The 19,895-nt window shown below is 70.9% G+C and carries 15 protein-coding genes and 1 riboswitch; of the genes, 7 read left to right on the top strand and 8 right to left on the bottom strand.

Annotation, left to right across the window (positions count from 1 at the left end; all coding sequences use genetic code 11):
- The first annotated feature begins 472 nt into the window (after positions 1 to 472).
- Positions 473 to 1,003, top strand: a complete 531-nt coding sequence (locus OG266_RS17115) for a DoxX family protein (RefSeq protein ID WP_266455751.1) — start codon at positions 473 to 475, stop codon at positions 1,001 to 1,003.
- An 81-nt stretch (positions 1,004 to 1,084) separates the two neighbouring features.
- Here OG266_RS17115 and OG266_RS17110 read toward each other — a convergent pair whose 3' ends face one another.
- Together OG266_RS17110 and OG266_RS17105 are read right to left on the bottom strand one after the other, a co-directional pair.
- Positions 1,085 to 1,321 carry a hypothetical protein gene (locus OG266_RS17110; protein ID WP_371546629.1) on the bottom strand — a complete coding sequence of 79 codons (237 nt, stop codon included), beginning with the start codon at positions 1,319 to 1,321 and terminating at the stop codon, positions 1,085 to 1,087.
- A complete protein-coding gene (locus tag OG266_RS17105) occupies positions 1,308 to 2,696 on the bottom strand; it encodes a PspC domain-containing protein (RefSeq protein ID WP_371546626.1) in 1,389 nt (462 codons plus the stop codon). The genes OG266_RS17110 and OG266_RS17105 overlap by 14 nt, the downstream gene beginning before the upstream one ends.
- Before the next feature lie 252 nt (positions 2,697 to 2,948).
- Between OG266_RS17105 and OG266_RS17100 the strand changes: the two genes are divergently transcribed.
- Entirely contained in the window at positions 2,949 to 4,292 is a 1,344-nt protein-coding gene (locus OG266_RS17100; protein WP_266455745.1) for an ATP-binding protein, read from the top strand.
- Positions 4,289 to 5,071, top strand: a complete 783-nt coding sequence (locus OG266_RS17095) for a response regulator transcription factor (protein ID WP_329545939.1) — start codon at positions 4,289 to 4,291, stop codon at positions 5,069 to 5,071. The genes OG266_RS17100 and OG266_RS17095 overlap by 4 nt, the downstream gene beginning before the upstream one ends.
- 29 nt (positions 5,072 to 5,100) lie before the next feature.
- Here the strand turns inward: OG266_RS17095 and OG266_RS17090 are convergent, their stop codons facing one another.
- Entirely contained in the window at positions 5,101 to 5,925 is an 825-nt protein-coding gene (locus OG266_RS17090; protein ID WP_371546623.1) for an L-histidine N(alpha)-methyltransferase, read from the bottom strand.
- A gap of 28 nt (positions 5,926 to 5,953) precedes the next feature.
- On the opposite strand from OG266_RS17090, the gene OG266_RS17085 reads away from it, so the two are divergent.
- Positions 5,954 to 7,594, top strand: a complete 1,641-nt coding sequence (locus tag OG266_RS17085; protein WP_371546620.1) for a PLP-dependent aminotransferase family protein — start codon at positions 5,954 to 5,956, stop codon at positions 7,592 to 7,594.
- A gap of 36 nt (positions 7,595 to 7,630) precedes the next feature.
- Here the strand turns inward: OG266_RS17085 and OG266_RS17080 are convergent, their stop codons facing one another.
- Positions 7,631 to 8,695 (bottom strand): C40 family peptidase, encoded by a 1,065-nt coding sequence (locus tag OG266_RS17080; RefSeq protein ID WP_266455733.1) that lies wholly within the window; start codon positions 8,693 to 8,695, stop codon positions 7,631 to 7,633.
- A 403-nt stretch (positions 8,696 to 9,098) separates the two neighbouring features.
- On the opposite strand from OG266_RS17080, the gene OG266_RS17075 reads away from it, so the two are divergent.
- Positions 9,099 to 9,452, top strand: coding sequence for a hypothetical protein (locus OG266_RS17075; protein ID WP_326721131.1), 354 nt, complete (start codon positions 9,099 to 9,101; stop codon positions 9,450 to 9,452).
- On the opposite strand, the gene OG266_RS17070 is transcribed toward OG266_RS17075, so the two are convergent.
- Positions 9,430 to 10,383 (bottom strand): tellurite resistance/C4-dicarboxylate transporter family protein, encoded by a 954-nt coding sequence (locus tag OG266_RS17070; RefSeq protein WP_371552827.1) that lies wholly within the window; start codon positions 10,381 to 10,383, stop codon positions 9,430 to 9,432. The genes OG266_RS17075 and OG266_RS17070 overlap by 23 nt on opposite strands.
- Positions 10,384 to 10,615: 232 nt before the next feature.
- The gene (locus OG266_RS17065; protein WP_371546617.1) at positions 10,616 to 11,761 is read right to left on the bottom strand and encodes an NlpC/P60 family protein; all 1,146 of its coding nucleotides are present in this window, start codon (positions 11,759 to 11,761) and stop codon (positions 10,616 to 10,618) included.
- A gap of 7 nt (positions 11,762 to 11,768) precedes the next feature.
- Positions 11,769 to 11,941: riboswitch (cyclic di-AMP (ydaO/yuaA leader) on the bottom strand.
- Positions 11,942 to 12,175: 234 nt separating this feature from the next.
- Between OG266_RS17065 and OG266_RS17060 the strand changes: the two genes are divergently transcribed.
- Positions 12,176 to 15,313: a BTAD domain-containing putative transcriptional regulator gene (locus OG266_RS17060; protein ID WP_371546614.1), complete on the top strand. Its 3,138-nt coding sequence runs from the start codon at positions 12,176 to 12,178 to the stop codon at positions 15,311 to 15,313.
- Here the strand turns inward: OG266_RS17060 and OG266_RS17055 are convergent.
- Positions 15,294 to 16,085, bottom strand: coding sequence for an ABC transporter permease (locus OG266_RS17055; protein WP_371546612.1), 792 nt, complete (start codon positions 16,083 to 16,085; stop codon positions 15,294 to 15,296). The genes OG266_RS17060 and OG266_RS17055 overlap by 20 nt on opposite strands.
- Positions 16,082 to 17,059 carry an ATP-binding cassette domain-containing protein gene (locus OG266_RS17050; protein ID WP_371546610.1) on the bottom strand — a complete coding sequence of 326 codons (978 nt, stop codon included), beginning with the start codon at positions 17,057 to 17,059 and terminating at the stop codon, positions 16,082 to 16,084. The genes OG266_RS17055 and OG266_RS17050 overlap by 4 nt, the downstream gene beginning before the upstream one ends.
- A 304-nt stretch (positions 17,060 to 17,363) precedes the next feature.
- On the opposite strand from OG266_RS17050, the gene pcrA reads away from it, so the two are divergent.
- On the top strand, positions 17,364 to 19,859 hold the full coding sequence (gene pcrA / locus OG266_RS17045; protein WP_371546608.1) for a DNA helicase PcrA: 2,496 nt from the start codon (positions 17,364 to 17,366) through the stop codon (positions 19,857 to 19,859).
- Positions 19,860 to 19,895: the final 36 nt, after the last annotated feature.

Genomic DNA, 19,895 nt, shown 5'->3' with positions numbered 1-19,895 from the left:
AGCGTCCGGTGACGCGAACGTACGCGACGGGCATTTGATGTACCGGCCCCCGGCCCCTCCCGTGCGTATGTGGCTGCGGGCGCGTGGGCGGCTAGGGGTGTAGGTGTGGGGCGGGTGCGTTCTCGGCCGGGCGGCGTTTGAGGACTCGGTGGTGCCGTCCCGATCCCCCGCCCACCCGTGGGGGCCGCACTCGTCAGCCCGCCCGGGGGAGATCTTTCAGCCCGTCCGGCGTTTGAGGACGAGCCCTTCGGGCGAGCGGGGGTCTGGGGGCGGAGCCCCCAGGTTCGGGTTGGGTAGGGGCGGAGGGGGCGAAAGAAATCGGCCCGGACACCCGCGCCGGGTGGCCATATCGCTCTGGTCACTGGAGGGTGTGAAGGAAAACGGGCACCCCGAGTCTTGAGCGGGGGCCTGCTGTCGTACGTATGGTCTGTTGAGGGGTCAACGGCACGCGGGCGAGAGGCGGCGGAGAGCGATGACTCACGGTATTCGGACGGACACACCGAGCCCCTATCTCGATGGGGGGCGGGACTGGCGGGACACTGCCACCCGTTACGCCCTGCTTCCTCTACGGGTCTTCCTCGGCGTCACCTTCATCTACGCGGGCCTGGACAAACTCACCGACAGCGCGTTCATGTCGGACTCCGGCGCCGGCTCGATCGGCGACATGATGCGCGGGGTCCGGGACTCCTCGGCGATCCCGGCGCTTGTGGATCTGTCGCTGAAGAATCCGGTCGGCTTCGGTTATGCGATTGCCTTCGGTGAGCTCGCCGTCGGGATCGGCACACTGATCGGCCTGCTGGCCCGCCTCGCCGCGTTCGGCGGTGCCCTCATCTCGCTCAGCCTGTGGCTGACCGTGAGCTGGGCCGCCGACCCGTACTACTACGGCAATGACCTGATCTACCTGATGGCCTGGCTGCCGCTGGTTCTGGCCGGTGCGTCGGTGTTCTCCGTGGATGCGGCGTTGAGGGCCAGGCGTAGGCAACGGGCCGGGGGCTATCGCTAGCCATCGGCGACACCGGCCAACGCCGACGGGGTCGTGCGGTCCGTGGGCGTTCGGTGACGTCCGTGGGTGTCCGTTCCCGGTCTACCCTCCCTTGCCCACCGCGGTTGCAGGGTCCCGGCGAGCTGCTCGGCGTCTGCGTATGGCGTGGGTCAGCAGTGCCACCGTGCCCGCTAGGCAGAGGCCGACCGTGACTATGGGGATGATCGCGAACCACGGTGTTTCCCAGAGGCCGCCCGCGTCGCCCGCGTAGACGACGCCCGCGAGAGTGAGGAAGGAACCCGCGACCAGCTTTCCCGGCTGGAACTCATGACGTGGCACGGGTCACCTCCGCCTGGCCCACGCCGACCTGGAGGTCGAGGTCGAGGGTGCCGCCGTTCTTGTCGGCGGTCGTGGGCGACAGTGTCACGCTCTTGTGCTTGCCCGGTGCCACGTCCACGTCCTTCTTGTCGTCGCCCGGCAACTGGATGTCTCCGACGCCGACATCGACGGTCAGGTTCACGGTCAGATCCTTCGGGACGATCACCTTGAGCTGGCCCACACCCACCTCCGCGTTCGTCGACAGGGTCTGGCCCTTGGCGAGGTCGAGGTTGGTCAGGTCCAGGGTGCCCACGCCTGTGCCGAGGTCGTAGGTCTCCTTCACTTGGGCCGCGGTGGTCGGGGTCCACTCCGTTCGTACCCAGTGCGTGCTGATGTCCTTGGGGAGTGCGGCGGAGGCGGCGAGCAGGCCCGCGGTGAGTATCGCGAGGAAGATCGAGCCTGCGCCCGTACGGCCCTTGAACGCGCTGATCGCGATGCCCAGGCCGAACACGATCAGCGCACTGGCCAGGCCGGTCTGCAGGCTGGTGCCCAGCGTGTGTTCTTCCCAGGTCAGGCTGGTGCCGAGGATGCCCGCGACGAGCGCGAGCACGAGCACCCAGCCGCCGATCCAGCGCGGGCCGGGTGGCTTCGGCTGCGGCTGCCATGCCGTGCGTATGTCCGGGCGGCTTGTGCCCCGGGCGATGTTGAGTGCGGCCGCCACATCTCGGTTCCGGGCGTCTCTCGGGCCCCACAGATAGCCGGTACCGCCGACATGGGAGCCGTCCTTGATGATCGGGTCGCGCCACCAGGAGGGGTAGGAGGCGGGGACGGGCGGTGCCTGTGCCTCCGGCGGGGCGTCGGCCACGGCCTGGGCGGCGAGCGGGTCGGGGTCGGGGGCGCCGCGCTGCTGCGACCAGAACCCGGCGCCCGCCAGGAGCAGGGCGAGGACCACGGCGAAGGTCAGCACCCCGCCGTTGTTGATCATCGAGAGGAACACTCCGCAGCCGACCAGGGCGAAGAGCACGGCCGCCAGCGCCTGGCCGTCCACGCGGCCGGTCAGGAGCTTCCGTACCTCGTTCTCCTCGTCGTCGTCGAAGGGGACGAACAGCCAGACGAAGCCGTAGAAGATGAGGCCGAGGCCGCCGGTCGCGGAGAGCACCGCGAGCACGATCCGGAAGATCACCGGGTCCATGTCGCACTGCCGCCCCAGTCCGGCGCACACCCCGCCCAGCATCTTGTGCCGCCGGTCGCGACGGAACTTGCGGGGGACCTCGGGCGCGTGCGGCTCCTCACCTGTGGCGGGCGGCACGGCGTCGCGCGGCCCGGTGCCCGGTGGTGGGGCGCCCGGGCCGGGGCCGGGGTCCGGCTCCGCCGCCGCGTGCTGGTGATCTGTCATGCGTCCATCGTGACGGGCGGGGAGGCGCAACGGCAGTCGGGATGACCCTGGCCGAACCCTGATTTCGGCCCTGACGGGGAGAGGAGGGGGCGGGAGGAGGGCGGAGGGGAACTGTTCGATCACCCGGTTTCCGGGGATCGGCGGTCGGTTCGTCGAAGATCGACTGCCGGATTTCCCGGGGTCGGACACCGGGCGTTCGAAGGTCAGGCGGCGGTTTCTCGAAGATCAGGGGAGTCTCGGGGGTCGACCCTGATGCCCGGGCCCGCCGGGCGTGTGAACATCGATGGCATGCCGGAAGCCGCAGCCATGCCACTGGACGCCCCGCGGCCCCCGCGCAAGCTCTACCGCAGCAGCGACGGACGCTGGCTCGGGGGCGTGGCGCGAGGGCTCGCCGGGCATCTCGGGCTGCCCGTGATCTGGGTGCGGCTCGTGTTCGTCGGCCTGTTCATGGCGGACGGGCTGGGGGCCCTGCTCTATGCCGCGTTCTGGTTCTTCGTGCCGCTCGGCGTCGGCGGGGTCGGAGGAGTCGGCCCGGTCGGTGCGGGGCGTACGCCGGGCATCTCCACCGAGACCGCCCCCGACGGCCGCCGCAGGCTCGTGGCCCGCAAGCCGGACAAGGGACAGATCGTCGCCCTGCTCCTCATGGTCGTCGTGGCCATGGTCTTCGTCGGCAATGTGAACCTCGGCGGCGGAGCGAAGGCGTATCTGTGGCCGACGGTGCTCGTCGGCGCGGGCGTCGCCCTCGTCTGGCGCCAGGCGGACAACGCGCGGCGGGCCCGCTGGGTGGAGGTCGGCCGCCGCCGTCGTACGCTCACGCTGCTGCGTTCCGCTGCGGGTGTCCTGCTGGTCACCGCCGGAGTCTCCGGGATATTCGTCCTCCAGGGCTCGGCCGCCCACCTCGGCTCCGTCCTCCAGGCGGCACTCGCCGTCCTGGTCGGCATAGCGCTGCTCGCCGGCCCCTATCTCGTACGCATGACACAGGACCTCTCCGAAGAGCGCCTGATGCGTATCCGCGCCCAGGAGCGGGCGGAAGTCGCCGCCCATGTCCACGACTCGGTGCTGCACACCCTGACCCTGATCCAGCGCAACGCGGACAACGGGAACGAGGTGCGCCGCCTGGCCCGCGCCCAGGAGCGCGACCTGCGCACCTGGCTCTACAAACCGGAGGGCACCGGCAAGGACGAGGCCGAGGAGCCCGACACCCTCGCCGAGGCGGTCCGGCGCAATGCCGCGGAGGTCGAGGACAAGCACGGCGTCCCCATCGAGGTCGTGGTCGTCGGCGACTGCCCGCTCGACGAGGGCATCACCGCACAGATGCAGGCCGCGCGGGAAGCGATGGTGAACGCGGCCAAGTACGGTGGCGAGGGCGGCGCGGTACAGGTCTTCGCCGAAGTCGAGGGCAGGACGGTCTTCGTGTCCGTTCGTGACCGCGGCCCCGGCTTCGACCTCGACTCGATACCCGCCGACCGCATGGGCGTCAGAGAATCGATCATCGGCCGCATGGAGCGCAACGGCGGCACGGCGCGGCTGCGCGCGGTGCCGGACGGCGGCACGGAGGTCGAGCTGGAGATGGAGAGGGCGGAGAAGACGTCATGAGTGACACGAATGGGCCTGTGGAGTCCGGCAGTTCTGCCGGTGCGGAGGAGACCCCTTCGGCTGCCGCCGCATCCGGAGAGGCCGCGAACAAGGCCGGGTCGGCCGCCGCCGGGAGTGGGCGTCATGCGCGGGTTGTGCTCGTCGACGACCACCGCATGTTCCGTACGGGCGTTCAGGCCGAGATCGGCGAGACCGAGCGGACCGGCGTCGAGGTGGTCGGTGAGGCCGCGGACGTCGATCAGGCGGTCACGGTCATCACGGCCACCCGGCCCGAGGTCGTTCTGCTCGACGTCCACCTGCCGGGCGGCGGCGGTGTCGAAGTGCTGCGCCGTTGCGCCCCGTTGATGGCCGACGCCGAGCAGCCGGTCCGCTTCCTCGCGCTGTCCGTGTCGGACGCCGCGGAGGACGTCATCGGTGTGATCCGCGGTGGCGCCCGGGGCTATGTCACCAAGACGATCACCGGTACGGACCTCGTGGACTCCATCTTCCGCGTCCAGGACGGCGACGCGGTCTTCTCGCCCCGCCTGGCCGGATTCGTCCTCGACGCGTTCGCCTCGACCGACGCCCCGCCCGTCGACGAGGACCTCGACCGTCTCACCCAGCGCGAGCGCGAGGTCCTCCGCCTCATCGCCCGCGGCTACGCGTACAAGGAGATCGCCAAGCAGCTGTTCATCTCCGTCAAGACGGTCGAGTCCCATGTCTCCGCCGTACTGCGGAAGTTGCAGCTCTCCAACCGGCACGAGCTGACCCGGTGGGCCACGGCTCGTCGTCTGGTGTAGCACGGGATGAGGACGCTCACCGGGGCCGGCTAACTGGCCGGTGGATTCACCGCGAGGGCCTTGAAGAACGTGTAGTGGAACGTGCCGTCGTCGGTGGCCGTGCGGTGCAGGTCCCTGATGCCCCGGTCCCAGTCCGTCGGGGTCGTCAGGCCCCCGGCGAGGGCGTCTTCGCGTACGGATTCGATCATCGCGATGAAGGTGTTGCGGGTGAAGCCGTTCACCAGGGTGGGGCGGGAGCTGTCCGCGTAGACCGTACGGGGGCGGACCACGACGTCCTCGTAACCGGCGCCCGTGACGAGTGGATGCAGTTGGCGGCCGAGCAGGGCGTCGCCGCCCGCCGTGGACTGGAGTTGGATCTGACAGTCGATCGCCGCGTGGGCGTAGGTGCTGTCGGGGTGGAAGAACGCCGAGCCGTGGTCGCCCTCGATGACGGTGAGGGTGCCGCCCGGGCGCAGGACGCGGCGCAGTGCGGTGAGGGCCTGGCGTGGGGCGGCGAGATGCTCCAGGACGAAGCAGACGAAGAGGTGGTCGAACTCGGCGTCGGGAAAGGGAAGTTCGAAGAGGTTCGCCTGGTGCCACGAAACGTGTGCGTCGGGGGCGTGGGCGCTCACGCGGGCGCGGGCCTGGGAGAGGGAAGTGGCTGAGATGTCGACAGCGGCGAAGTGCGCCTCCGGGCTCTCCGTCACCAGGTGCACCGTCTGCGCCCCCACCCCGCAGCCGACCTCGAGAACCTTGCTGCCCGCGGGGTATGCCGTGCCGGAGTGCAGCAGGGCCGCCAGGGTGTCGGCCTGATCGCCGAGGCGGCGGGTCTCGTGGGCGGAGTAGCCGTGCACGTAGTCGATTGGCGTGGTCATGGAGCGAGCCTCGTCCGACAATGGCCCGGTGAACAGGTCCAATGGTGACCATGACGACAGGTCCATAAACAACGCATCGGCAGGGTCGTCCGACTTTCTCCAACTCGACATCGGTGAAGCCCCGTTCGGTGGCCGCGCCGACTGGCTGGCGGGGCAGTTGCGGCGGGCGATCTCCGACGGCCGGCTGCCGCTGGGGTCCAGGCTCCCGGCGACCCGGGGCCTCGCCGCCGAGCTCCAGGTCTCGCGCGGGGTGGTGACAGAGGCGTACCAGCGGCTGTCCGAGGACGGGCACGTCGCGGGCAGGGGCCGGAACGGGACGGTGGTCGTGGCGGCGCCCACGGGTGCGTCTCGTTCGCCCGGCCCGTCTCGTTCGTCCGACGTGGCCCGCTCACCCGGCGCGCCCCTAGAGCCCTACCGCAGCGAGCTGCCCGGCGATGCGCTCAGCCGCCTGTTCTCCGCGCCTCCCGGCGACGACATCTTCGACCTGATCCGCTCTGCCCCCGCCCGTATCGACTTCTCGCCCGGCGTCCCCGACCTCACCGCCTTCCCGCGAGCGGCCTGGCTGCGTGCCGAGCGGGAGGTGCTCGGTGGGCTCTCCGCGCCGGGATTCGGGTACGGGGATCCGTGCGGGACACCGGAGTTGCGGCGGGCCGTGGCGCACTGGCTGGCGCGGAACCGCGGGATCAGGGTCGAGCCGGACGAGGTGATCGTCGTCGCGGGGACCGCGCAGGCGCTGGCGCTGCTCGGGCAGGTGCTGCGCGACGACGGGGTGGAGGAGATCGCCGTGGAGGACCCCGGCTCGCTCGGGGTCCGGCAGCATCTGCAATGGCAGGGGCTGCGTACGCCGCCGGTGTCCGTCGACGCCGAGGGGATCCGGGTGGCCGAACTGCGGACGCACGGAGTGGTGTTGCTGACGCCGGCGCACCAGTTCCCGACCGGGGTGGTGCTCGGGGGAGCGCGGCGCCGCGAGCTGATGCGGTGGGCCGGGGACGGCGGGCTGATCGTGGAGGACGACTACGACGCCGAGCACCGCTACGACCGGCCGCCCGTGCCCGCGCTGCGGTCGATGCTCCCGGAGCGGGTCTGTTACGCGGGCAGCGTGTCCAAGCTGCTCGCCCCCGCCCTGCGTACGGGATGGCTGGTCGCGCCGCCGCGCTACCGGGACGCGCTGGTCGCCGCCAAACGCTTCGCCGACCTCGGCAACCCGGCCCTGCCTCAGCTCGTACTCGCGCGGCTCATGGAATCGGGTGAACTGGAGCGGCAGCTGCGCCAGTTGCGCCGCCGTCACCGTCGCCGCCGCGACGCAATGATCGCTGCGATCCGCCACCGACTGCCGGGCGCGGTGGTCCACGGAGCCGCAGCCGGGCTCCACCTGCTGATCACCTTCGAGAGGCCGGAGCTCGGCGAGCCGGAGTTCGCTGGGTCGGATTTCGCCGGGCCGGATTTCGCCGGGCCGGAGTCGGCCCGCCCTCTCGGCGAAGCCTTGCTCGACACCGACCTCGCCGCGGCCTCGCTCGCCCGCGGCGTCAAGGTGCACCCGCTGTCCTGGCATCGCCAGCGCCCCGGCCCGCCCGGCCTGCTCCTCGGATACGCCGCGTCTCCCGCAACGGCCATCGCGGACGGGGTGGCCGCGATCGGCGATGCCCTGCGAGACGTCCGCCGGAACTGAGGACGCGGCGGGAGACCCTTGTGCGCCCCGCCGCTCTCACGCCACCCGAGTGGCCCCGGCGAACGGCATCTCGTCGATCGGAGCCAGTCGCACCGGCGCGCTCGGGTTGGGGGCGTGGATCATCTGGCCGTTGCCCACGTAGATGCCCACATGGCTGATGCCCGAGTAGAAGAACACCAGGTCGCCGGGGGCGAGTTCGGAGCGTGAGACGCGGCGGCCGGCGTTGATCTGGGCGTAGGTCGTACGGGGCAGGGCGATGCCCGCGGCGCGGTACGCGGCCTGGGACAGGCCGGAGCAGTCGAAGGCGTCCGGCCCCGTGGCGCCCCAGACGTAGGGGCTGCCGAGCTTTGCGTAGGCGTACGAGACGGCCGCCGCCGCACGGGAGTTGGGGGCCGCGACCGAGCCCGACGACGGCGCCTGGGTCAGGTCCCGGGCCGAGGAGCGCGAGGCGCGGTCGCCGGAGTCACCGGTGCCGACGGCCTGTGCGCGCTCCTCCTCGCTGAGCCGGCCCAACAGCTGCCTGGCCGCATCCAGCTTCCCGTTGATCGTCTTCTTGTGCCGCTTCAGCTCCGCCTGCCGCGACTTGAGCGAGGCCAGCTCGACATGCGCGGCGCCGCGCAACTGCTCGATCTCCCGCAGCTGCTGGCGTACGCGCTCAACGGCCGACGCCTGCCTGTCGCCCGCACGCTCGGCGAGCGCGGCACCTTCCAGGTACTGGCCGGGATCGTCGGAGAGCGCGAGCTGCAGCGCCGGGTCGAGGCCACCGCTGCGGTACTGCGAGGCAGCTATCGAACCCAGCGCTTCGCGTGCCGAGTTGAGGCGCTCCTCCTTGCGGGCCGCCTCGTCCTGCAACGTGCCCAGCCGCTCCGCAGCCTTGCCGGCCTTCTCCTTGGCGCCGTTGTACTTCTCGGTGGCGACCTCCGCCTCCTCGTACAACTTGTCGACCTTGGCCTTCACCTGTGCCGTCGACAGCTGGGGCTCGGCGTACCCCGTCCCGTCGAAGGCGGTGGCCGTCGCCGCACCCGCGAGGGCGATCGTGGCGGCGGTGCGGGCCTTGCCTCCGCCGAGCGAGCGCTGCCTGGGCTTGCGGTGTGTTGCCACGAGGGCGCCACATCCTTCCGTACGGCCGCCGGAGCTGGAACCCGGCGGTCAGCGGTTACACGTCCGGCGGCGGCCCACACAGGGGGAGCGGGCCGCCGCCGGACCTTCTCGGCGGTGGTGTCCGGATGCCGCCCCTGGCCCGGGCGGCGGTGGGGAGCCGGGCACCTGGTGGAGGACGCTAAACCTGAGCGTGAGGGGTTGGTAACGCCATGTACGGAAGTGGCGCCACTGGATCGTCCAGCGACCGCAAGTGATCGCAATTCCGGTCCGGAGTCGCCGACTTCACACGGTGTGATGACCGATGGGGGCAATCCGGGACAACCAGGGGTGCGTCGGTGCTAGGGGTTACATGGGGTGGGCCGGTGACAAGAGGGGTCAGGGCGCAGGAATAGGCTCCGGCCCCATGGACCTACTCATCCATCTCTTCGTCGGCCTGCACATCATCGGCATCGCCTCGCTCCTTGGTGGCTTTCTCACCCAGATGAAGGCGATGGGCCAGGGCACGGCCCGGTTCGTCCCCGCGATGCTGCACGGCGCGCTGACCATGCTGGTCACGGGAGTTGTGCTGGTCGGCCTCAACCAGGCGGACGACCAGGCGGTCAACAACATCAAGATCGGTGTGAAGCTGGCGCTGCTGATCGTGATCCTGGGGCTCGTCTATGTGAAGCGCGACGACGAGAAGGTGGACAAGGGTCTCTTCGGGCTCGTCGGGCTGCTGACGACGACGGACATCTTCATCGCGGTGCTGTGGACCTGAGGGCTCCGGCTGCCACCGCCAGCCATGCCGCCACTGCGATCCACAGCAGTACCTCACCCGGCCCCTTGAGCCAGTCGACATCAAGGGCGGTCGAGACCGACAGGATCGACACCGCCGTCATCCCCAGCGGGAACACGGTCGCCCAGCGCCGCACGTCGTAGCGAAGGCGCGGCCGGACCAGTTCCGCGGCGCCCAGGACGCAGTACCAGGCGAGGTCGAGGACGAGCAGGGCGACGGTGGCGGCACGCAGGACGCCGTTGTCGTCGTCGTTCCACAGGTACGCGTTGATGTTGTGTGCGGCGACGAGTTCGGCCCCGGCCAGCGCCGAGATCGCGAGCGCGCCGCCCGCGATCCAGTGGTCCCCGGCGCCCGTGGCCACCTCCCTGATGTCGAAGTGCGCGAACGCCACCCCGTAGAGCACGATCCCGAGCCAGAACAGCACCAGCGCGGCGTGCGCGAGCCAGTCCGTGCCCACCGCCGCGGCGAGCGTGGCCGCCAGCACCGCCAGGCTCTCCGTGGCCACGCACACCAGGAACACCCCTCCGGCCATACGACGCTTCCAGTGCCGTACGACGACGAAGAGCAGCACCGGCCACAGCACGGCCGACAGCGCAAGGAGCGCCTCGGCGACCTCCTGCCACCCCAGCGCCGACAGCCGTGTACCGAGGACGGCGGTCGCCGCGACGGCGGTCAGTCCGGCAGGCGTGCCCGCCTCCGCCGCCCAGCGCGTCCGCTCCCGCACCAGTCGCACGACGAAGTCCGCGGCGAGCGCGAGCCAGGCAGCGGCCGCCAGAACCAGCGCGATACGGGACAGCGTCTCGTATCCGGTCAGATGCAACCCGACCGAGACGATGCTGCTGGCCATGACGGCGGCACCGGCGGCGGGCGGCCGCTCGGCCCACCAGGCGCGGAGCTGGGAGACGGCTGGCATGGCTGGCATGGGCCCGATGCTAGGGATCTCCGGACGGGTTGCCCGCGGGGCACGCGCGCGGGGGGTGAAAACGTGCCCCACGCACGCGTGGAGGACGCCGCACGCGCCCGTGGGGGCGTGAAAGAAGGCTGCAGGGCGCCCCGAAGAGGCCGCAGGGCACGCCCCGTAGTGCACGAAAACGTGCTCCACGCGTGCGTGCCCCGCGGAAAGGGTGTCCGGGTGGTGCGGTGCGTTACGCCGGGCGTACCACGCTGTGGATTGCCGACTCGCCGTCGTAGTAGATCGATTCCTCGCGGACGTACGCGCCCGGCTTCGGGGCGTGGATCATCATGCCGTTGCCGATGTAGAGGCCGACGTGGCTGACGTCGTCGTAGAAGAAGACGAGGTCGCCGGGCTGGGCGTCGGAGAGGGCGACGGTCGTGCCCGCGTTCACCTGGTCGTAGGTGACGCGCGGGAGCGTGACGCCGGCGGCCTTCCAGGCGGCCTGGGTGAGACCCGAGCAGTCGTACGAGCCGGGGCCGGTGGCGCCCCAGACGTACGGCTTGCCTACCTGGGCGCGGGCGAAGGCGAGGGCCTTGGCCGCCTTCGTCGCGTACGAGGAGTCGGTGGTGGTGGTCGTGCCGGTCGTGGTGCTCGACGACGACTCCTGGGCCGCCTTCGCCGCGGCCTCGGCGGCGGCCTGCTGCTGCGCCAGCTCCGCCGCCTTGCGCTCGGCCTCCTTGCGCTGCTCCTCCTCGATCGCCGCGAGCCGCGCCTTCTCCTCGGCGGTCAGCTGCGAGAGCAGTTCGCGCGCCGCGGCGAGCTTCTGCTGGACGTCGGCCTTGGACGTCTTGAGGGCGGTCTGCGAGGTGGTCAGCGTCTCCAGGCTCTGGGAGGCCTCCGTGCGCTTCTCGGTGGCGGCGGCCTGCTCCGTGACGTAGTCGTCGACGGCCGCCTTCTGGCGGGTGGTCAGCCGGTCCATCAGCTGGGTCTGGTCGAAGTAGTCCTGCGGGTTGTCGGCCAGCAGGAGGCTCGCGGTGTCGGGGGCGGCGGCCCCGGTGCGGTACTGCGCCGCGGCGAACGAACCCAGCTCCTCACGCGCGGTGTTGAGCTTCTCCGTGCGTTTGGCGACATCGTCGAGAAGGGTGTCGACCTGCTTGCGCTGCTTGGAGGTCTTCTCCTTGGCCGCGTTGTACTTGTCGGTGGCCGACTCCGCCTGCCGGTAGAGGTCGTCGACCTTCTTCTCGACCTCTTCGAGGCTCGGCTTGGGCTCCTCCGAGGGCGCGGCGGTCGCCGTCTGGGAAAGCAGGGCCACGGAGGTGAGGGCGGCGGTGGCGAGGGCGGGAGGCCGTATGCCCGCCACGCGCGTACCCGGGAGCCATTTGCGATGCGACGCCAAGGGAGGCGACTCCTTCCATCATCCGCCTACCGAGTTAGCTGTCGGGTTCGGGCGGGTGGTTCGGAAGGGTTGCCCTACGGTCCATGCCCGACAAGGCAGTTGGACCGATTCACCCCAAGTTCGGTTGGGTCCCCGGCTCCAGCTGCCACGAAGGCGCACCGGACTCGGCGGAGGCCACCACGGCCCGGCGACGTTCGCCGGTGGGGGTCGGGCGGCCTGGTCAGCACGCTAGCCAACTCGTGTGGCCCTTGTGAAGGTTGATGTTCGATATGCCCGATACATTTTCGTGACCTTAGTCATGACCTTCGTCACCCGCGGCCAATCCGGAAGGGTATGGGGTGGGTTGTCCGAGGCGCCGGCGCCCGCCGCTTTCCGCGCGCCGGCTTCCAGTCTTCCCTTGGCTACTGTGCACGGATGACCACCGACCTGACCCTGCTGCCGCGTGTCGCCTATCGCGGGCAGGAGGTCACCGCGCCCCGGCTCCGCGGTCTCCTCGCGCTGCTCGCGGGCGACTTGCGCACGGGCTGCAGCACCGAGCGGCTGGTGGCAGGGCTGTGGCCGGAGGAGTTGCCGGAGCGGCCGGGAAAGGCGGTGCAGGTCCTGGTGTCCAGGGCGCGGGCGCAGCTGGCCGCCGACGTCCTCGTCAGCACGCCGACCGGATACCGGCTCACCCTCGCCGAGGACCAGGTCGACAGTTCCGCCCTGCTGCTGCACGCCGCCGCGAGCGCCGACCGCGCCAGGGCCGGGGACCACGCCGGATCGCTGGCCGCGGCCGAGGCCGGACTCGCGCTGTGGGAGGGCACCCCCGACGAGGCCGGCGACACCGACGACCCGGTGGCCGCGCTGCGCGCCGAGCGCGCTCCCGTCCGCGGCACGCTCGTACGCGCGCAGGCGCTCGCACTCGCCCGGCTCGGCCGGCACGCGGAGGCGGCCGGACCCCTGGCCGTGGCCGCCGCGGAGCGTCCGCGCGACGAGGAGGTGCTCGCCGAGCTGCTGCGCGGCGAGGCGGCCTCGGCGGGCCCGTCCGCCGCACTGATGCGGTACGAGGCGTACCGCCGTGAGCTGCGCGAGACGCTCGGCACCGATCCGGGCGCCGGGCTCAAGGCCGTACAGCAGGAGCTGCTGCGCGGCGAGGCGCCGGTGGCCAGGCACGGCGTGCCGCACGAGCCGAACCCGCTGCTCGGCCGGGACGAGGACATCGCGGCGGTGGAGCGGCTGCTGCGCGCCTCCCGCGCCGTCACCGTCGTCGGCCCCGGCGGCCTCGGCAAGACCCGGCTCGCGCACGCCGTCAGCCGCCGGGCCGAGCAGCGCGTGGTGTATTTCGTGCCGCTCGCCGGCGTCACCGCGGACGCGGACGTCGCCGCGGAGGTGGCCTCCGCGCTCGGCGCGGGCGAGGGACGGCCCGGCGCACTCAGTGGCCACGACCCGGTGTCCGGCATCCTCGGCGTGCTCGGCTCCGGGCCCGCGCTGCTTGTCCTCGACAACTGCGAGCAGGTCATCGCCGGCGCCGCCGACCTCGTACAGGCCCTGGTCTCGTCCTCGAAGGACCTGCGGGTGCTCGCCACCAGCCGGGCGCCGCTCGGCCTCACGTCGGAGGCGGTGTACGCGCTGCCCGAGCTCGGTCTCGGCACCTCGGTCGAGCTGTTCACACAGCGGGCCCGGGCCGCCCGGCCTGGCGTGGAGCTGCCACCGGACGCCATGGCCGAGCTGTGCCGGCACCTTGACGGGCTGCCGCTCGCGGTGGAGTTGGCCGCGGCGCGGGTGCGGGTCCTTTCGGTGCCGGAGATAGCCCGCCGCCTCGGCGACCGGTTCGCGCTGCTGCGCGGCGGGGCACGGGACGCGCCGGAACGCCACCGCACGCTGCACGCGGTCGTCGACTGGAGCTGGAACCTGCTCGACGAGGAAGCCAGGGCCGCACTGCGCATGCTGTCCGTCTTCCCCGGCGGCTTCACCGGCGAAGCGGCGGAGCATGTCCTCGGCGAGGACGCGCTGTTCCTCCTCGAGCAGCTGGCCGACCAGTCGCTGCTCACCGTCGCCGACACCGCGGCCGGCGTGCGGTTCCGAATGCTGGAGACCGTACGGGAGTTCAGCGCGGCCCGGCGTACGGAGGCGGGCGAGGACGAGGAGGCCGTCGGCCGGTTCCTCGCCTGGGCGCGGGACTTCGTGGTCGCCTACCACGACTGGTTCTTCGGCTCGGAACCACGGACCGCCTGGAAGCTGATCAGGGCCGAGCAGGACAACCTCGTACTGGCCCTGCGCCACGCCCTGGCCCGTACGGACGGCCCCACCACAGCCGCCCTCACCGCCGTCCTCGCCGCCCTGTGGTCCACCGACTCCAACTACCTCCGCCTCACCGCCCTCGCCGCGGACACCGGCCCACTGCTTTCGCACTACCACCCCGAACCCGAATACGTCGAAGTCGCCCGCGCCGCCGCGGTGTTGTGCACGGCAAGCCTGTTCATGGGCTACGGCCCGCACGTCGTACGCCAGCTCGTCACCCTCCGGCGGCTGCCCCCGGCCCCGCCGGACACGCTGCTGCGCGCCATCGGGGCAGTGCTGAGCGCGGTCCCCGAGATGCTGCCTCCCGACTACGAGGTGCTGCAGAAGCTCTGCGACAGCGAGCAGCCGCTGCTCGCCGGCGTCGCCGAGTGCGTCGCCACCTTCGTCTGGGAGTCGGAGCACGACATCGACCGCGCGCTCGCCTCGGCTCGCCGGACCGTCACCGCACTGGCGCCGGTCGACAACCCGTTCATGCAGGTCATGGGCCACACCCGGCTGAGCCAGCTGTGCTTGCAGACGGAGCAGGGCGAGGAAGCGTACGGACACCTCAAGGCGGCGCTCGACGTGCTGCCGCGGCTCGGCGACGAGCGCGACTCCATCGGCGTCCGCTGGGGCCTCGCCCTCGCCTGTCTGCAGCGCGGCGACCCCGACGAGGCCGAGTACTGGCTGCGGCAGGCGGAGGACGTCAACGTCCCGCAGAACGACGACTCCGACAGCGCCGACCTCGGAGGCCGCGCCGAGATTGCTCTCTCCCGCGGGCTGACGGAGGTCGGACTCGGCTTGTGGCGCAGCGCCGTGGAGGGGGTGGCCGAGGCCGGCTCTATGTACAGCGGCGATCCCTTCGTCGACCGGTGGATGCTGCAGATCCAGTCGGCGGCGGTGACGGCGCACGCGCATGCCGGGCGTCTCGAGCTGGTCGCGGAGGTGGTCGACCGGCTGCGGCAGGGGCTGCGGACCCTGCTCTCCGGTCCGGCCGGCTCGCCCATGGAGCTCCCTGTGTTCGGGACGGTGCTGCACGCCCTCGGCATGGCGGGGCTCATGTCCGGCGATGCCACCGCCGTACGGATGATCGCGCTGGCCGAACGGCTGCGGGTGCTGCGCTCGTTCCAGCCGACGATGTCGGCGGACCGCGCCCGGCAGGCGGTCGCGGCCGCCGGGAACGCCGAGAGGGCGGCGTACGCCGACGCGGTGTCGGAGTACGCCGCCCTGGGGCGCGACGAGTTGCGGGAGGCAGCCCGCGCCGTCATGGCGGCTACTTCGGGTCGCGGTTGAACTGCGCCATCGACCAGCGGTAGCCGAGCACCGTCAGGCCGACGCACCAGGCGATCGTGATCCACCCGTTGTTGCCGATCTCGGTGCCGAGGAGCAGGCCGCGCAGGGTTTCGATGGCCGGAGTGAACGGCTGGTACTCGGCGATCGGCTGGAACCAGCCGGGCATCGTGTCGGCCGGGATGAAGGCGCTGGAGATGAGCGGGAGGAGGATCAACGGCATCGCACTGTTGCTGGCCGCCTCGGGGCTCGGGCTGGCCATGCCCATTCCGACCGCGATCCAGGTGAGGGTGAGGGAGAAGAGCGCGATCAGTCCGAACGCCGCCAGCCACTCCACGGCCGAGGCGTCGGTGGAGCGGAAGCCGATGGCCACGCCGACGGCACCGACGAGGACCGCGCTTGCGATGCACTGCAGCACGCTGCCCACCACGTGCCCGATGATCACTGAGCCGCGGAAGACCGCCATCGTACGGAAGCGGGCGATGAGACCCTCGGTCATGTCCATGGAGATGTACACCGCGGCCCCGATCACGGTGGAGCCGATGGTCATCATCACGATGCCGGGGACAATGTAGGCGATGTAGGCGGAGCGGTCCCCGCCGCCGTCCCCGATGCCCGCGGCCATGACGTCGCCGAAGATGTAGACGAAGAGCAGCAGCAGCATGACTGGCGTGAGCAGCAGGTTCAGGGTGGCGGACGGGTAGCGCCACGCGTGCAGGAGGTTGCGGCGCAGCATGGTGTTCGAGTCGCGTACGGCGAGGGAGAAGGCGCTCATCGGACGTTCTCCTTGGGCTGGTTGGGGATGGTGTTGGGGCCGGTCAGGGCGAAGAACACGTCGTCGAGGTCGGGGGTGTGCACGGTCAGTTCGTCCGCCTCGACGCCGGTCGAGTCCAGCCAGTCGAGGATGGAGCGCAGCTCGCGCTGGCTGCCGTCGCTGGGGATGCTCAGGGACAGCGACTCGTCGTCCCTGGTGACCTCGCGCAGGGCGACGGCGGCGGACTGGTAGGCGGCCGGGTCGGTGAAGCGGAGCCGGACGTGTCCGCCGGGGATCAGCCGCTTGAGCTCTTCTGCGGTGCCCTGGGCGGCGATCCTGCCGTTGTTGAGTACGGCGATGCGGTCGGCGAGTTCGTCGGCCTCTTCGAGGTACTGGGTGGTGAGGAAGACGGTCACGCCGTCGGAGACGAGCTCGCGGATGATCTGCCACATGTTGTGGCGGCTGCGCGGGTCGAGGCCGGTGGTCGGTTCGTCGAGGAAGATGATCCGTGGGTTGCCGACGAGGGTCATGGCGAGGTCGAGGCGGCGTTTCATGCCGCCGGAGTAGGTGGAGGCGGGCTTCTTCGCGGCCTCGGTGAGGTCGAAGCGTTCCAGGAGTTCGGTGGCGGTGCGGCGGCCTTCGCTGCGGGGCAGGTGGTGCAGGTCGGCCATGAGGAGCATGTTCTCCTCGCCGGTGATCAGGCCGTCGACGGCGGAGAACTGGCCGGTGACGCCGATTGCGGCGCGTACGGCTTGGGGGTGGGTGGCGAGGTTGTGGCCGCCGATGTGGATGTCGCCGGTGCCGGCGTCGGCGGTGATGAGGGTGGAGAGGATCTTGACGGCGGTGGTCTTGCCGGCGCCGTTCGGGCCGAGCAGGGAGAAGACCGTGCCGGTCGGCACCGTCAGGTCGACGCCGTCGAGGACCGTCTTGTCCCCGTAGGACTTGCGCAGCCCCTTGGCCGCGATGGCGGGAGAGTGCGATGTCGTTGTCGTCATGCCGAGGAGGTTGCGGCAGGGCGCATTCAGATCGCATTCAGCGCGGTTTCAGTGCGCTGGAACCGGGCGGCGGAGGGCGCGGAAGCGCAAGGCCCCGACGCTTGGTCGGTCGCCGACTGCGGTCGCCGACCGTGACGGAACCGTTTCTGGAGGGTACGGAACCGTTCTGGAGAGGGTACGAAGGCACCGGGCGCCCGGATCCGGAAGATCCCCGGCGTCCGAGAGCGGTTTCCCGGCGTTTCCTGCGACGGAGTTTTCGGGGTGGCGGCGGGGTGTCAGTGGGGCCGCCTAGACTCGGAGAGCGATGAGCAGCCTCTTTGATGACAGCTTCCTGGCGGACCTCAAGCCCTCCGGGGCCCACGAGGAAGAGCCCCCGCCGCCGCCCGAGGACGGGGCGGCCGAGCCGCTTCCGGACGACCTGTTCGGCGGCCGTTTCGACGTGCCGCCCAGCCGGGACGCGTACTACCGCGACGGCGCCCCGCGCCCCGCCGTGGACGCGGCCGCGCTCCTGGACGGGCTGAACGAGAACCAGCGGGCGGCCGTGGCGCACTCCGGCTCCCCCCTGCTCATCGTGGCCGGCGCGGGCTCCGGCAAGACCCGCGTACTGACGCACCGCATCGCGTATCTGCTGGGCGAGCGCAATGTCCACCCCGGCCAGATCCTCGCGATCACCTTCACCAACAAGGCCGCGGGCGAGATGAAGGAGCGCGTCGAGCACCTCGTCGGCCCGCGCGCCAACTCGATGTGGGTGATGACCTTCCACAGTGCGTGCGTGCGGATCCTGCGCCGCGAGAGCAAGAGGCTCGGCTTCACGTCCTCGTTCTCGATCTACGACGCCGCCGACTCCAAGCGGCTGATGGCGCTCGTCTGCCGTGATCTGGACCTCGACCCGAAGCGCTTCCCGCCCAAGTCGTTCAGCGCCAAGATCTCGAACCTGAAGAACGAGCTGATCGACGAGGAGGACTTCGCCGCCCAGGCCGCCGACGGCTTCGAGAAGACCCTCGCCCAGGCGTACGCGATGTACCAGTCGCGGCTGCGCGAGGCCAACGCCCTCGACTTCGACGACCTGATCATGACGACGGTCAATCTGCTGCGCGCCTTCCCGGACGTCGCCGAGCACTACCACCGCCGCTTCCGGCACGTACTCGTCGACGAGTACCAGGACACCAACCACGCGCAGTACGCGTTGGTGCGGGAACTCGTCGGCACCTCCCAGCACCCCGTGGACGTCCCGCCCAGCGAGCAGGACCTCGGGCCTGCCGAGCTGTGTGTCGTGGGTGACGCCGACCAGTCCATCTACGCCTTCCGCGGCGCGACCATCCGCAACATCCTCCAGTTCGAGGAGGACTACCCGAACGCGACGACGATCCTCCTGGAGCAGAACTACCGCTCCACGCAGACGATCCTCAGCGCGGCCAACGCGGTCATCGAGCGCAATGAATCCCGCCGCCCCAAGAACCTGTGGACGAACGCGGGCGCGGGTTCGAACATCACCGGCTACGTCGCCGACACCGAACACGACGAGGCACAGTTCGTCGCCGACGAAATAGACCGTCTCACCGACGCGGGCGACGCCAAGGCGGGCGACGTCGCCGTCTTCTACCGTACGAACGCCCAGTCCCGTGTCTTCGAAGAAGTCTTCATCCGCGTCGGCCTGCCCTACAAGGTCGTCGGCGGCGTCCGCTTCTACGAACGCAAGGAGGTCCGGGACGTCCTGGCGTACCTGCGGGTGCTGTCCAACCCCGAGGACTCCGTTCCCATGCGCCGGATCCTCAACGTCCCCAAGCGCGGCATCGGCGACCGCGCCGAGGCGATGATCGACGCGCTCTCGCAGCGCGAGAAGATCAGCTTCCCGCAGGCGCTGCGGCGGGTGGACGAGGCGTACGGCATGGCGGCCCGCTCCACGAACGCGGTCAAGCGGTTCAACACGCTGATGGAGGACCTGCGGACGATCGTGGAATCGGGCGCGGGTCCGGCCACCGTCCTGGAGGCGGTACTCGAACGCACCGGATACCTCGCGGAGTTGCAGGCCTCGACGGATCCGCAGGACGAGACCCGCATCGAGAACCTTCAGGAACTCGCCGCCGTGGCCCTGGAGTTCGAGCAGGAGACCGGTGAGACAGAGGCCCCGGCCGGGCTCGCCCCCTTCCTGGAGCGGGTCGCGCTCGTCGCCGACTCCGACCAGATCCCCGACGAGGAGGACGGCAACGGCGTCATCACCCTCATGACCCTGCACACCGCCAAGGGCCTTGAGTTTCCTGTGGTGTTCCTGACCGGCATGGAGGACGGCGTCTTCCCGCACATGCGCGCGCTGGGCCAGGTCAAGGAACTGGAGGAGGAGCGGCGCCTCGCGTACGTCGGCATCACGCGCGCGCGGGAGCGGCTGTATCTGACGCGGTCGTCCATGCGCAGTGCGTGGGGGCAGCCCTCGTACAATCCGCCGTCCCGCTTCCTGGAGGAGATCCCGGACGCGCATCTGGAGTGGAAGCGCACGGGTGCGATGGGTCCCGCCTCGTCGAGCCCCGTGTCGGGGGTGGCGGCTTCGCTGTCTTCGTCGCTGTCGTCCTCGCGGTCGCGGTCCGCGGCCTCGGGTGCCTCCGGGTTCGCGACGCGTCGCGGTATCTCCGAGAAGCCGGTGGTGTCTCTGGCGGTCGGGGACCGGGTCACGCACGACCAGTTCGGCCTGGGCACCGTCGTCGGTGTGAACGGGACGGGCGCGAACGCCGAGGCGACGGTCGACTTCGGGGAGCCGAAGCCGAAGCGGCTGCTGCTGCGGTACGCGCCGGTGGAGAAACTGTAGGCAGGCAGGCGGCCAGTGGGGAGGGGCCCGGCGGCT

Source organism: Streptomyces sp. NBC_00554, assembly GCF_041431135.1.
Taxonomy (GTDB): Bacteria; Actinomycetota; Actinomycetes; order Streptomycetales; family Streptomycetaceae; genus Streptomyces.
Note: the sequence above shows the minus strand (reverse complement) of the source record. Positions and strands in the feature narration are given on the sequence as shown.